Origin of the sequence: Streptomyces sp. NPDC001027 (genome assembly GCF_040299045.1) — a bacterium.
Taxonomy (GTDB): domain Bacteria; phylum Actinomycetota; class Actinomycetes; order Streptomycetales; family Streptomycetaceae; genus Streptomyces.
The window spans coordinates 1-13,703 of record NZ_JBEPBI010000006.1 but is presented as its reverse complement, the minus strand read 5'-3'; the positions used below and the strand labels follow the sequence as shown (position 1 = coordinate 13,703).

12 protein-coding genes, 1 pseudogene and 2 riboswitches are annotated in these 13,703 nt (G+C 70.4%); of the genes and pseudogenes, 4 read left to right on the top strand and 9 right to left on the bottom strand.

All coding sequences use genetic code 11. The features are described 5' to 3' along the window. The first annotated feature begins 64 nt into the window (after positions 1-64). Entirely contained in the window at positions 65-1,303 is a 1,239-nt protein-coding gene (locus tag ABT300_RS03760; RefSeq protein WP_351671641.1) for an alpha/beta hydrolase, read from the top strand. On the opposite strand, the gene ABT300_RS03755 is transcribed toward ABT300_RS03760, so the two are convergent. From ABT300_RS03755 to ABT300_RS03715, 9 genes are all read right to left on the bottom strand, one after another. Continuing rightward, positions 1,212-1,868, bottom strand: coding sequence for a trimeric intracellular cation channel family protein (locus tag ABT300_RS03755; RefSeq protein ID WP_351671638.1), 657 nt, complete (start codon positions 1,866-1,868; stop codon positions 1,212-1,214). The genes ABT300_RS03760 and ABT300_RS03755 overlap by 92 nt on opposite strands. A gap of 69 nt (positions 1,869-1,937) precedes the next feature. Beyond that, a complete protein-coding gene (locus ABT300_RS03750; protein ID WP_351671635.1) occupies positions 1,938-3,371 on the bottom strand; it encodes an ABC transporter ATP-binding protein in 1,434 nt (477 codons plus the stop codon). Then, positions 3,368-4,465 carry an ABC transporter ATP-binding protein gene (locus ABT300_RS03745; protein WP_319277550.1) on the bottom strand — a complete coding sequence of 366 codons (1,098 nt, stop codon included), beginning with the start codon at positions 4,463-4,465 and terminating at the stop codon, positions 3,368-3,370. Before ABT300_RS03745 ends, ABT300_RS03750 begins: the two co-directional genes overlap by 4 nt. Beyond that, positions 4,462-5,469 carry an ABC transporter permease gene (locus ABT300_RS03740; protein WP_351671631.1) on the bottom strand — a complete coding sequence of 336 codons (1,008 nt, stop codon included), beginning with the start codon at positions 5,467-5,469 and terminating at the stop codon, positions 4,462-4,464. Before ABT300_RS03740 ends, ABT300_RS03745 begins: the two co-directional genes overlap by 4 nt. Before the next feature lie 68 nt (positions 5,470-5,537). After that, positions 5,538-7,283, bottom strand: coding sequence for an ABC transporter substrate-binding protein (locus tag ABT300_RS03735; RefSeq protein ID WP_351671628.1), 1,746 nt, complete (start codon positions 7,281-7,283; stop codon positions 5,538-5,540). 58 nt (positions 7,284-7,341) lie between these two features. Then, positions 7,342-8,340, bottom strand: a complete 999-nt coding sequence (locus ABT300_RS03730) for an ABC transporter permease (protein WP_351671625.1) — start codon at positions 8,338-8,340, stop codon at positions 7,342-7,344. A 564-nt stretch (positions 8,341-8,904) separates the two neighbouring features. Further along, the gene (locus tag ABT300_RS03725) at positions 8,905-9,660 is read right to left on the bottom strand and encodes an enhanced serine sensitivity protein SseB C-terminal domain-containing protein (protein ID WP_351671802.1); all 756 of its coding nucleotides are present in this window, start codon (positions 9,658-9,660) and stop codon (positions 8,905-8,907) included. Positions 9,661-9,821: 161 nt separating this feature from the next. Next, positions 9,822-10,616: an enhanced serine sensitivity protein SseB gene (locus ABT300_RS03720; RefSeq protein WP_351671622.1), complete on the bottom strand. Its 795-nt coding sequence runs from the start codon at positions 10,614-10,616 to the stop codon at positions 9,822-9,824. A gap of 118 nt (positions 10,617-10,734) precedes the next feature. After that, positions 10,735-11,454, bottom strand: a complete 720-nt coding sequence (locus ABT300_RS03715) for an AAA family ATPase (protein ID WP_351671619.1) — start codon at positions 11,452-11,454, stop codon at positions 10,735-10,737. Positions 11,455-11,595: 141 nt separating this feature from the next. After that, positions 11,596-11,695, top strand: a riboswitch (glycine riboswitch). Continuing rightward, positions 11,696-11,817: riboswitch (glycine riboswitch) on the top strand. 74 nt (positions 11,818-11,891) lie between these two features. Between ABT300_RS03715 and gcvT the strand changes: the two genes are divergently transcribed. The 3 genes and pseudogenes from gcvT to ABT300_RS03700 all read left to right on the top strand — a co-directional run. After that, positions 11,892-13,010, top strand: coding sequence for a glycine cleavage system aminomethyltransferase GcvT (gene gcvT, locus ABT300_RS03710; RefSeq protein WP_351671616.1), 1,119 nt, complete (start codon positions 11,892-11,894; stop codon positions 13,008-13,010). Between the two features lie 108 nt (positions 13,011-13,118). Further along, entirely contained in the window at positions 13,119-13,496 is a 378-nt protein-coding gene (gene gcvH / locus ABT300_RS03705; RefSeq protein ID WP_057584871.1) for a glycine cleavage system protein GcvH, read from the top strand. A gap of 14 nt (positions 13,497-13,510) precedes the next feature. After that, a pseudogene (locus ABT300_RS03700) lies at positions 13,511-13,703 on the top strand (serine hydroxymethyltransferase); the annotation flags it as partial.

The window sequence follows — 13,703 nt, the reverse complement described above, 5'->3', positions numbered from 1 at the left end:
AATTTCTCGGTAAGTGTCCCGACTCGTCCGTAACCTTGCCGCCCCTATTCCCCTCTGCAAGGACATGAGCCTCACCGGGACTCCGTTCCTCTACACCCTGATCGCCGTGTCCGTGCTCGCCGTCGCGCTGCCGCTGCTGCTGTGGTCGCGGATGCGCGGACCGCGGCTGCTGCGCGTCGCGGCCCGGATGCTGATGCTGCTGTTCGCCCAGGGCACCGCCGTCGCCCTGGTCTTCGTCCTCGTCAACAACGCCAACAGCCTGTACGACACCTGGGGCGACCTGCTGGGCACCGGCACCCATGTGCAGCAGGCCGCCGACCTGGGCGCCGACGGCACCGGCGGCATCGCGCTCGACCGGCTGCCCAAGGTCAAGCAGCAGTTCGCGCGGGCGGACGGGACGGGGATGCACGCGGCCGGCGGGGTGCGCGTCACCCAGCTCGAGGGTCAGGTCTCGGGCGTGAACGCCGAGGTCTACGTCTGGCTGCCCCCGCAGTATCACGACCCCGCCTACGCGCACCGCTCCTTCCCCGTGGTGGAGCTGCTGCCCGGCTACCCGGGCTCCCCCAAGTCCTGGTTCGGGTCGCTGCACGTGCACGAGCAGCTGGAGCCGCTGATGCGCTCGGGCGAGATCGCGCCGTTCATCCTCGTCGCACCGCGCACCACGCTGCTGCCGGGTGTGGACACCGGCTGCGCCAACGTCCCGCACGTCGTCAACGCGGACAGCTGGCTCAGCATCGACGTGCCGAAGATGGTCAGGGACAACTTCCGGGCCCAGCCCGCGCCCAAGGGCTGGGCGGTCGCCGGGTACTCGGCGGGAGCCCACTGCGCGGCCAAGCTCGCCGTCGCGCACCCCGACCGCTTCCGGGCCGCGGTGAGCCTGTCCGGGTACAGCGACCCGATCGGCGAGCGCAAGTCCCTCGCGGCCAAAACTCCTTCGCTGCGCCGGGCCAACAACCCCTATGCGCTGCTGCGGAAGGCCGTGGTGCCGCCCGCCGTGGCCCTGTACCTCTCCGGTCAGCCGCAGGACGGCTACGAGGCGGCGCTGGCCCTGCGCAAGGAGGCGAAGGCGCCGACGACCGTGCACGTCGTGTACATCCCGAAGAGCGCGGGCGGCCACTCCATGGCGCTGTGGCGGCCGCAGGTCGTGCCGGCGTTCCGCTGGCTGACCCTGCAGATGCAGCAGACCCCCGTCGTCGGCGGCGGGAGCGGGACTACTCCTCGCGCACCGTCGAGCGACGATTCCAGGCACGAGGCGCTCGCCAGTGGAACCTCATCGCCAGAAGCCGCAGCACGAAGGCGGTGACGGCCGCCGTCCCGCTGGCCAGCGGGGTGAGCACGTCGTAGCGGATGCAGAGCGCGACCATGGCGGCGCCGACGATCGCCGGGACCGCGTACAGGTCCCGGTCCCAGCGCAGGAGCGAGGGCACCTCGTTGGCCAGCACGTCGCGCAGCACACCGCCGCCCACAGCGGTGGCGAGCCCCAGCGCGGCCGACGCGGTGAGGCCGAGCCCGTAGTCGTACGCTTTCGTCGTCCCGGTGACGCAGAACAGGCCGAGGCCGGCCGCGTCGAAGACGTTGACGCCGGTCTGGATCCGCTCCACCTGCGGATGCAGGAAGACGACGAGCAGCGCGGCGATCAGCGGCGTGAGGAAGTATCCGAGGTCGGTGAAGGCGGCCGGCGGCACCGCCCCGATGACCAGGTCCCGGAACAGCCCGCCGCCGAGCGCGGTGACCTCGGCGAGCGTGGCGATGCCGAACACGTCGAAGTTCTTGCGAACGGCGAGCAGCGCCCCCGAGATGGCGAACACGAAGATGCCGAACAGGTCGAGGGTGTGCTGGACGGAGGGACTGAAGATCTGCTGGAGCACCCTTACATTGTCACCCAACAGACAACCCCCGCCTTACATTGCAAGGCGGGGGCTGCGATCTGGCGGTGCTTACTTCTCCTTGGACGGCGTCTCACCGTCGGACGCCGGGGACGCCTCGGACGCCGGGGACGCCTCGGAGGACTCGGGCGCCGCGGAGGACTCGGGCGCCGCGGAGGACTCGGCCTCCTCCTGCCCCTTCGCCGTCTCGGGGGCCTCTTCGGCGGTCTCGGTCTCCGCCGCCTCGGCGGCCTCCGCCTCCGAGACCTCTGCCGCCTCCGAGACCTCTGCCGACTCGGGGGCCTCGGACGCCTCTGCCGTCTCGGTCGCCGGGTGGTCGGCGATCTCCGCCGCCACCGCCGCCGAGGTCGCCGCCGACTCGGCGAGCACCTCGTCGGCCACCAGCTCCGCGGCCTCCTTCGCGGCGGTCAGCAGGACGACGTCCTGCGGGGCCTGGTCCGCGAAGTTCTCCGGGTGGTGGCAGGCCACCTGCTGACCCGTCCGCAGCTCGACGAGCACGGGCTCCTGGGTCGCGCAGACCTGCGTCGCCTTCCAGCACCGGGTGTGGAAGCGGCAGCCGCTCGGCGGCGAGATCGGCGAGGGCACGTCGCCCTTGAGCAGGATGCGCTCGCTCTTGGCGCCCCGGCGCCGCGGGTCCGGGACCGGCACCGCCGACATGAGCGCCTTGGTGTACGGGTGCATCGGCGACTTGTACAGCGAGGTGCGGTCGGCGAGTTCGACGATCTTGCCGAGGTACATCACCGCGATGCGGTCCGAGACGTGGCGCACCACGGACAGGTCGTGCGCGATGATCACGTAGGTCAGGCCGAGCTCCTGCTGGAGGTCGTCCATCAGGTTGACGACCTGCGCCTGGATCGACACGTCCAGCGCGGAGACCGGCTCGTCCGCCACGACGAGCTTCGGCTTGAGGGCGAGCGCACGGGCGATGCCGATGCGCTGGCGCTGACCGCCGGAGAATTCGTGCGGGTAGCGGTTGTAGTGCTCGGGGCTCAGACCCACGAGCTCCAGCAGCCGCTGCACCTCCTTCTTCACGCCGCCCTCGGGCTCCACGCCCTGGAGACGGAAGGGCGCCGAGACGATCCCGCCGATGGTGTGCCGCGGGTTCAGGGAACCGTACGGGTCCTGGAAGATCATCTGGATGTCCCGCCGCAGCGGGCGCATCGCGGACGGCTTCAGCCGGGTGATGTCCTGGCCCTCGAAGTGGATCCGGCCGCCGGTCGGCTCCTCGAGCCGGGTGATGACCCGGCCCATGGTCGACTTTCCGCAGCCCGACTCGCCGACGACGCCCAGGGTCTCGCCCTTGCGCACCTCGAAGTCGATGCCGTCGACCGCCTTGACCGCGCCGACCTGACGCTGCAGGACGCCCTTGCGGATGGGGAAGTGCTTCTGCAGGCCCTGGACCCTGAGCAGCACCTCGCGGTCCTCGGGGGAGGAGGCCTGCGGCGGAACCGGGGCGGCCGCGTCCGTCTTCTTCGTCTCACTCACAGCTTCGGCGCAATCTCTTCGGTCCAGATCCGCGTACGGTCCTCCGACGAGAGGTGACAGGCGGACCAGTGCCCGCCGCCGACCTGCTGCAACTCGGGGCGCACGGTGCGGGTGACATCACCCTTGGGCACGTCCGCGTACGGGCAGCGGGGGTGGAAGGCGCAGCCCGAGGGGACGTTGATGAGGCTCGGCGGCTGACCCTTGACCGGGATGAGCCGCTCGGAGGTCTCACGGTCGATGCGCGGCATCGAGCCGAGCAGGCCCCAGGTGTAGGGGTGCTGCGGCTTCTCGAAGATCTCGTCGACCGGGCCGCGCTCCACGCACCGGCCGCCGTACATCACCAGGACGTCGTCGGCGATCTCGGCGACCACGCCGAGGTCGTGGGTGATGATGACGACCGCGGAGCCGAACTCCTTCTGCAGATCCCGGATGAGGTCCAGGATCTGCGCCTGGACGGTCACGTCCAGGGCGGTGGTCGGCTCGTCCGCGATGAGCAGCTCGGGGTTGTTGACCAGCGCCATGGCGATCATCGCGCGCTGGCGCATACCGCCGGAGAACTCGTGCGGGTAGCCGTCCACACGCTTCGCCGGCTCCGGGATGCCGACCCGGTCGAGCATCTCGATCGCCCGCGCGCGGGCGGCCTTCTTGGTGACGTCGTGGTGGACGCGGTACGCCTCCACGATCTGGTTGCCGATCGTGTAGTACGGGTGCATCGCGGACAGCGGGTCCTGGAAGATCATCGCCATCTCGCGGCCGCGCAGCCGGCGCACCTCGTCCGGGTCGGCGGAGACCAGCTCCTTGCCGTCGAGCCAGATCTCGCCGGACATCTGCACGTTCTTGCCGCGGGCGCCGAGCCGGTGCAGACCCATGATCGCCAGCGAGGTGACCGACTTCCCGGAGCCGGACTCGCCCACGATGCTGAGGGTCTTGCCCTTCTCCACCTGGAAGCTGAGCCCGTCGACGGACTTGACCAGGCCGTCGTCGGTCGGGAAGTGCACCTTGAGGTCGCGCACGTCGAGGAACGCGCCGGGCTTGTTCGAGGACGGGCCGGTCGGCTCGCCCACGGCGGCGCCGGTCTTGGACAGTTCGGTCACGAGAGCCTCACCCGCGGGTCGGCGGCCGCGTAGAGCAGGTCCACCAGAAGATTTGCGATGACGACGAAGAAGGCGGCGAGCAGCGTGACGCCGAGGATCGGCGGCAGGTCGTTGTCCGTGATGGCCTTCACCGCGTACTCGCCGACGCCGTGCAGCGAGAAGACGGACTCGGTGATCAGGGCGCCGCCGAGCAGCAGACCGACGTCCATGCCGAACACCGTGATGATCGGCGTCAGCGCGGCCCGCAGTCCGTGCCGGGCGACGACCTTGCGCTCGCGCAGGCCCTTGGCGCGGGCCGTGCGGATGAAGTCCTCGTTCATCGTCTCCAGCATGCCCGAGCGGGTGAGCCGCGCGTAGATGGCGGAGTAGAGCAGGGCGAGCGAACACCACGCCGGGAACAGCGTGTTGGCCCACTGCGCCGGGTTCTCGGTGAACGGCACGTAGGTGCGGCCGAAGATCGGGATCTGGTAGGTGAAGAGCAGGATCGCCAGGCTGCCCGTGAAGAACATGGGAAGCGACACGCCGGCGAGCGCGATGCCCATGAAGGTGCGGTCGAAGATCGAGCGCGGCTTCAGCGCGGAGATCACGCCGATGACCACACCGCCGATCAGCCACATCAGGGCGGCGCCGACGGCCAGCGAACCCGTCACCGGAAGGCGCGAGGTGAGCTGCGGCCAGACCGCCTCGTGGGTCTTGAAGGAGTACCCGAAGCACGGCGCGTCACAGTGCGCGGTGGTGGGCCCCAGGTCGTAGGTGGCACCGGTCACGACACCCTTGATGAAGTGCCAGTACTGGAGGTAGACCGGGTCGTCCAGACCGAGGTTGCGCTTGACCGCAGCGATGTCCGCCGCCGACGGGCTCTTCCCGATGTACTGCTGTGCCATCTGGTCGGCGGTCTGGCCGGCGAGGCGTGGCAGCAGGAAGAAGATGGCGAAGGTCACCGCGGTGACGACCAGCAGCAGGATCACTGCCGCGAACGTCCGACGGAGGATGTACGAGATCACGGGGATCGGCCTGGTGCCCGCGGGCCGGGAAGCCCGCGGGCACCAATGCCTTCACCTGCCTTCCGGGGCTACTTCTTGGTCGTGCCGATGTTGAGGTAGTCGTACTGACCGCTGAAGGCCGCCGTCGACACCAGGTTGGTGTAGTTCGCCGGGCGGTACAGCAGGACCTTGAAGTAGGTCAGCGGCACGAGGGCCGCGTCGTCCATGACCTTCTTGTCGATCTGCGTGTAGATGGCGTTGCGCTGGGTCGCGTCCTGCGTGCCGATCGCCTTGGCGAGGTTCGCGTTGACCTCGGGGTCGTTCAGCTCCGACAGGTTGGTGTTGCCGGACGCGCCGATGGCGGCGCCGTTCAGGATCTGCTGCAGGAAGCCGTAGCCGCCCGGCCAGTCGGCGCCCCACTGCATCATCATCAGGCCGACGTTGTTCTTCTTGTTGAACGCCGGGACGCCCGCGTAGTCGGTGAAGTACTTGCCCGACGGGAACTGCTTCAGGCTGGCGTTGATGCCGACCTTCTTCAGCGAGGCGATGATCGCGGTGGCCGCGTCGATCTCCGGCTGACGGTCGCTGCGCGCGGTGATGTTCGTGGTGATCGCCGTCTTGCCGCAGGCCTTCAGCTGCTCCTTGGCCTTGGCGACGTCGCCCTTGTTGCCGTCGGTCGCGTAGACGTCCGCCTTCGCGTAGCCCGGGATGTCCGGCGGGAGGACGGTGGTGGCGATGTCACCGCGGATCGGGCCGCCCTCGGCGGTCTGCACCGAGACCTTGTCGACGGCGTACTGCACGGCCTTGCGGCAGGCGACGTTGTCGAACGGCGCGACCTTGGTGTTGATCGCCAGGTAGACGAGACGGCCGCCGAAGGTGTTGTCCGTGTTGGCCTTCAGCGCGGCGTCGTTGATGACCTTCGCCTGCGTCGCGGCCTGAACGCCGGTGCCGCCGAGGTCGATCGCGTCGCCGGCCTGGACGTCCTGGTCGATCGTCTCGGCGTTGACCTTCAGCTTGACGACGATCTTGTCCGGGTACTGCTTGCGCAGCGGGTCGGTCTTCGGGTCCCAGTTCTCGTTGCGGACGAGGGTGACCTGCTTGCCCTCGTCGTAGCTCTCGAACTTGTACGAGCCCGAGGACACGATGTTCTTGACGTAGTCGATGCCCTTGTCCTTGGCCTCGGGCACCGGCGCGGTCTGCGGCGTCGCGACCAGGTAGTCGAACTCCTGGAACGCCGACTTCAGCTTGAAGACGATCGTGGAGTCGTCCGGCGTCTCGATGGACGCGAGACCCTTCTTGTCCTTGTACGGACCCTTGTACGCCTCGCCGCCCACAAGGAGCTGCTGGAAGTAGTTCGGGCCGAGGGACAGCACGTCACGCGCGAAGTTGGAGCGCTCGACGGCGTACTTGACGTCCTTGGACGTGATCGCCGTGCCGTCCTGGTACTTCAGGCCCGTCCGCAGCTTGTACGTCCAGGTCTTGCCGCCGTCGCTGGGCACGCCCGCGCTCGCCGCGAGGTCGGGGACCAGCTTGTTGCCCTCCTCGCCCGCGCCGGGCTGGAAGGTCATCAGCGGACGCGCGTAGACGCGGCTGAGGTTGTACATGTACGCGTAGTACGTGTTACCCGGGTCGAAGGAGTCCGGCACGTCGGAGTACTCGTACGTGACCGTCCCACCCTTCTGGGTGGAGGCGTTGACGACGCCCTTGGTGGCCGCGTCGGCCCCGGCGGACTTGCCGCCGTCCTTGTCCGTGTTGTCATCGGCCTTGCTGCAGCCGGCGAGCAACAGGCTCACACTGCCGATGGCCGCAATCGCGGCCAGCCCTGACCTTCGCATGATGGTCTGCTTCCCCTTTGTTGATGGAAATCTGTCGGACTCTCGCTGCGGCTGCACGTCAGCGGCTGCGCGGGTCGAGAGCGTCACGGAGACCGTCGCCGAGCAGGTTGAACGCCAGCACGGTCACGAAGATGGCGAGACCGGGCACGATCATGAACTGCGGATCGACCTGGTAGTAGGTGACCGCCTCCTTGAGCATGCCGCCCCACGACGCCTGCGGGGGCTGGATGCCGACGCCCAGGAAGCTCAGGCTGGCCTCGAAGAGGATGTTGGTCGGGATGAGCAGCGTCGAGTAGACGATGATCGGGCCGACCAGGTTGGGCAGCAGCTCCCGGAACAGGATGTACGGCCCCTTGGCGCCCATCCCCCGCGACGCGTCCACGAACTCGCGTTCCCGCAGGGCGAGCGTCTGGCCCCGGACGATGCGTCCGAGGTAGGGCCAGTTGAAGAAGCCGATGACGAAGATGAGGACGCTGATGTGGAGCGGCAGTCCCTCCATGCCGAACGCGCCGCCCTGCAGCGTGGCGGAGATGGCGATGGCGAAGAGCAGGAGGGGGAAGGCGAGGAACGTGTCCATCAGCCGACTGATGATCGAGTCGACCCGCCCGCCGTAGTAGCCGGCCACCACGCCGAGGACCGCGCCGATGGTGTTCGACAGGATCGTCGCCCCGAAGGCCACGACCAGCGACACCCAGGAGCCCTCCAGGATGCGGGTGGCGATGTCCCGCCCGAACTTCGGGTCCACGCCGAGCGGGTGCTCCCAGCTCATGCCGCCGAAGTCGCCGGTGGGGATCGACGTGTTGGGGTCGATGAGGTCCTGGTTGAAGGCGTTGGGGTCCAGACCGAACAGGGCCTGGATCGGACGGGAGAGAAGCGCGAGCACGATCAGCAGGATCACGATGACCCCGCCGGCCACGGCCACCTTGTCCTTCTTGAAACGGGACCAGGCGATCTGCCCCAGGGAACGGCCCTCGATCTGCCCCTTGTCGACACCCGCGAGCACAGCCTCAGGCTGTACCTCGGTTGCCGACCCGGTGGTCTCGATCGGTGCGGTCACGGTGACCCGACCCCTCTCGCCGGCGGTGACCGGCCTTTGTCCGCCGCTGTCGGCGGCTTGGTTCGCTTACTGCCTGCTACGCGGCCGGCGCCGGTGAGTGCGGCCCAACTGTCCAGTTGACCCCGGATTGCTGCCGATGGGCAGTCGCTCGCAGGATCGACGACCTCGCGTCTGAGAGGCGAGTCTTCAATGCATGCGCGATCACACGCCAGATCTCGCGGCGAAAGTATGCGTAACCGTGATGCCGACCTGCACATTCCGTTACCCGAACGCCACACCCCGACATCCGGAGAGGGCGGCGCGCCCGTCCCGTGTGCCCGGCGTCACATCACGGAAGAACCGGAACACTTCAGGACGTCGGCGCGAGGCGGCGCGCGGGGCCGGCGGCTGACGCGGCCACACGCCCCGCGTCGGCGCGGGTCTGACGGACGGTCAGCGGCCGGGCGTCCGTGACCGGGAGTGACCGTCGGCACCCCGGACGCCGCATACCGGACGCCGGGACTCCGCACACCCGGCGTCGGGTGTCGGGCGTCGCGCGGCAGGCGGCGGGAGTCGGGCGGCGGATCAGTACGGACGCGGGCCCGGGAAGCCGTAGCCGCCGCCCGGTCCCTGGGCCGGAGCCGGGGCGTGCGCCTCACGGTCGTAGAAGGGGCGGGCGTTGGCGCGCATCCACATCACGACGGGGTCGTAGTCGTCGGTCATCGCGACCGTGGAGACCGGCAGCCCGTCCGGCACCGCGCCGATGGACTGCTGCATCATCGCCCGCACGGCTTCCACGGCCGCCGGGGAGGAGTCGTACACGTCGAGCCCGATGGCCAGGTAGGGCGCGCCCAGCGCCGGCTGCACCCAGGCCCGGCGCAGCGTGCGCACCGCCTGGGCGCGGTGGGCGTTCTGCGCGAGCAGCGCGTAGAACTGCGGGATCTCGATGCCGGGCTCGGACAGCCGGAGCGGGCCGGCGGGCTGCCGCTCCAGGCCGGTGGCGATCCGGCGCAGATCCAGCCAGGGAATGCCGACGCCGCCGCCGGGGGCGTGCGGGTTCAGCCAGAGGCCGTAGTGGTCGGGGTAGAGGGTCCGGGCCACGTCCAGCCCGTCGACCACCTCGTACGAGCGGTTCCAGCCGCTCGCGCTGAGCTCCTGGGCGGACGTCACACAGGGCGCGTAGCCGTGCCCTTCGACCTCCATGTTTCCGTACTGGGCGTCCGGGGAGCCGGCCTGCCCGTGCCACAGCAGCATCCAGACCTGACCCGAGGAGGGGGTCGCGAGCGCGCGCAGGAGCGCCTCGTAGGCGTCGTAGCGCCCGGGCGTGACCTGGCGCAGCATGTGCTCGACCGAGCCGGTCGCGGCAGTGCCAGCGCTCACTTTTTATCGCCCCTTCGAGAAGTTGCCCCGCGTCGGAGTCCAGCTTAGGCGCTCCGCCTGGTCGAGCAGTTGAGAGCGCGGGCCAGGCGCCCCGTCGGGCGGCCCGCTCTCCGGTCCTGTGGCTAGTGGAGCCTCGAGTAGAAGGGGCGGACCCGCTCCCGCATCCAGTCGCCCACCGGGTCCTGGGCGACGTCGAGGAGCACCAGGTTGACCGGCCAGGGCGCCGCCGCCGTCGTCAGGGCCCTGCCGAGGGCCTCCAGGGGGAGTGCGCGCAGGTCGCCCTCCCACTGGGAGAGCTCGACGCCCACGAACATCACCGGGTCCGCCGTCTCGATCGCGGCCAGACAGCGGCGGGCGGTGCGCACCACGCCGACGGCCTCGAACTCCGCGGAGGCCGCGGCCAGGAAGTCCATCGGGTCGTCCTGCCAGTCCGGCTCGTAGAGGCGGACCCGGCCGCCGACGGCCGGACCGTCCAGCGGAGTGCGGCCGGCCCGGCACAGCTCGGCCACGGCGGCCGGCGGCAGCGGGACGCCGACCACGCCGTCGGGGTTGACGAGGATGCCCGCCTGCGGCGGCAGCCCCCGCGCGAACTCCACGGCCGGCGCGACGGTGAACGACATGTGCGAGCCGACGACCTGGCGGAACTGCTCCTCGGAGCTGAAGACCGGCACGTACACCTGGCCGTCGAGCTCCATCGTGGGCAGGTCGAGGGGGCCGCTGTGCGGGCCGCCGCCGCCGGGGAGCGGCACCCAGACGAAGCTGCGGCCGAGCACCTCCACGATCCGGCCGCCGGCTCCCGGCACGCCGAGGGAGGCGGAGAGCACCTCCTCCAGCTCGTTGCCGGGCCATCCGCCGTGCGAATGGGGGTGCGCCTGCGCCGGGAAGTCCGCGGGGAAGTCCGCCGGGGGGAAGTCCATCTGCCTACCGCCTGCTAAGAACCGCTCACTCTGCTGCTGTGACTGAAAGGCTAGCGGGTGTCGGCCGCGCCGCCTCTGCCCGTGGGACGACGAGCCCACGCCCGGGGGAGGACGCGCCTCAGCCCGTGAAGCCGATCCGCCGCAGGACGTCGGCGGCGGGCCGGTCGAGCAGGACCGCGGAGCCGCACCCCTCGGGCAGCCGGCCCTTCTCCACCGAGCTCAGCAGACGGGCGGCGGCGCGGCGGTGCCGCAGGAAGGCGTACCGCGAGACGCCTCGGCCGCGCTCGCGCTGACCTCGCAGGGCCGTGTCCGCGCCGACGTCGAGGACGAGCAGGTGCAGCGCGCCGCCGCGGCGGCGGGCCGCGCGCGCCAGCCAGTCGCGGACCCAGGCCTGGGCGCCGCAGTCGTGCACCACGACGCCCCCGCCGCCGCGCAGGGCCCGGCGCAGTCCGGCGTAGTGGGCGAGGCGGACCAGCGGCCGGTAGAGCGCGTAGGGCAGCACACGGGGCATCCGGGCGTCCCAGCGGTCGCGGGTGTCCTGGGAGTCGATGCGGACGCCGTCCACCGCACGCGTCATCAGGGTCGACTTGCCGCTGCCGGGCAGCCCTGTGACGACCACCAGATCGCGCGGGCCGAAGAGCAGGCCGTGCGGACTGCGGCCGGCCCGCTCGCGCAGGTCGCGGACGACCGGCGCGGACTGCCGGGAGCACGCCTCCCGTGTCCGGGCGCCGGGCTGCGCGGGCAGCGCGATCCCCGAGCCGGCCGCGAAGGCCGTGGTCCTCGCCGAGGTCGTCCTCTTCACCGTGATCGTCCTCCCCTGGGGCCGGGTATGACTCATCCCCATCGCACGTAAAGAGAAGGTAATGCGCGCCGCCTCGCGTTTTCGTGCGCGTAGCGACACAAGCCGGTTACAGATCCGGCCTGCCGCGACGGGGGCGGGCCGTGCGATGATGGCCGCGCCAACTGCATACCGGCCGTTTGAATCCGCGCGGGAGAGTCCTCAGCAGCAGTTCCGCTGGGGCGCCGAAGGAGCAAGTCCCTCCCTTGAATCTCTCAGGCCCCGTTACCGCGCGGGCGAGGCACATCTGAAAAGCGGGCCGCCGTCGCCGGCGGTCCCACCCACGGTGCAAGCCATGTCCCGCCCCCGCTCGCAGCGGTGGTCATGGCGAACCTCTCAGGTTCCGATGACAGATGGGGAGGAACGACCTCGCCGTCCCCCCGCCCGGCTCCGCCCGCGCGGGAGGGGCATACGTCGCCTTGGGAGACGAACGACCGATGAGCAGCACCGCACCCCGTCACACCGCGCTCGATGCCCTGCATCGCTCGCTCGGCGCGACGATGACCGACTTCGCCGGCTGGGACATGCCCCTGCGCTACGGCTCCGAACGCGACGAGCATCTCGCCGTGCGGACCCGAGCCGGGCTCTTCGACCTCTCGCACATGGGCGAGATCACGGTGACCGGCCCGCAGGCGGCCGAGTTCCTGAACTTCGCCCTGGTGGGCGACATCGGCGGCGTCAACTCCGGCCGGGCCCGCTACACGATGATCTGCCGGGCCGACGGCGGCATCCTCGACGACCTGATCGTGTACCGGCTGGCCGAGACCGAGTACATGGTCGTCGCCAACGCCTCCAACGCCCAGGTCGTGCTGGACGCCCTGGTGGAGCGGTCCGAGGGCTTCGACGTCGAGGTCCGCGACGACCGCGACGCCTACGCCCTGATCGCCGTCCAGGGGCCGCAGTCCCCCGGCATCCTCGCGGCCGTCACCGACGCCGACCTCGACGGCCTGAAGTACTACGCCGGCCTGCCGGGCGCCGTCGCCGGCGTCCCCGCGCTCATCGCGCGCACCGGTTACACCGGCGAGGACGGCTTCGAGCTGTTCGTGAAGCCGGAGCACGCCGTCGAGCTGTGGCAGGCGCTGACCAAGGCCGGCGAGGGCGTCGGGCTGGTCCCCTGCGGTCTGTCCTGCCGGGACACGCTGCGCCTGGAGGCGGGCATGCCGCTGTACGGGCACGAGCTGAGCCTCTCCCTCACCCCCTTCGACGCGGGCCTCGGGCGCGTGGTGAAGTTCGGGAAGGAGGGCGACTTCGTCGGGCGCGAGGCGCTCGCCGAGGCGGCCGCGCTGGCCGAGCGGCAGCCGCCGCGCGTCCTGGTCGGCCTGGTCGCCGAGGGCCGCCGCGTCCCGCGCGCCGGGTACGCGGTCGTGGCGAACGGCGAGGTGATCGGCGAGGTCACGTCCGGGGCGCCGTCCCCGACGCTGGGCAAGCCGATCGCGATGGCCTACGTCGACGCCGCGCACGCCACGCCGGGCGCTGCGGGCGTGGGCGTGGACATCCGGGGCAGCCACGAGCCGTACGAGGTCGTGGCGCTGCCCTTCTACAAGCGCCAGAAGTAGACACTGGGCCCCGGACGCGAGTGACACTGCGCACATTCGCGCTGCTCACCCGTGCCCTGGACCGTCCCCCTTCATCAGCACTCCCCCGCGTACAGGAGAATTCAGGCCATGAGCAACCCCCAGCAGCTGCGCTACAGCAAGGAGCACGAGTGGCTGTCGGTCGCCGAGGACGGCGTCTCGACGGTCGGCATCACGGAGCACGCGGCCAACGCGCTCGGCGACGTGGTCTTCGTCCAGCTCCCGGAGGCCGGCGCCACGGTGGCCGCGGGCGAGTCCTGCGGCGAGCTGGAGTCGACCAAGTCGGTCAGCGAGCTGTACGCCCCGGTCTCCGGTGAGATCACCGAGGTCAACCAGGACGTCGTCGACGACCCGGCGCTGGTGAACTCCGCCCCCTTCGAGGGCGGGTGGCTGTTCAAGGTACGCATCACGGGCGAGCCGGACGATCTGCTCTCCGCTGACGAGTACACCGCCTACACCGCCGGCTGAGGAGTCGTAGTCGCATGTCCGTCTTGAACACGTCCCTGCACGAGCTCGATCCCGAGATCGCGGCCGCGGTCGACGCCGAGCTGCACCGCCAGCAGTCCACGCTCGAGATGATCGCCTCGGAGAACTTCGCGCCGCTCGCGGTCATGGAGGCCCAGGGCTCGGTCCTCACCAACAAGTACGCCGAGGGCTACCCCGGCCGCCGCTACT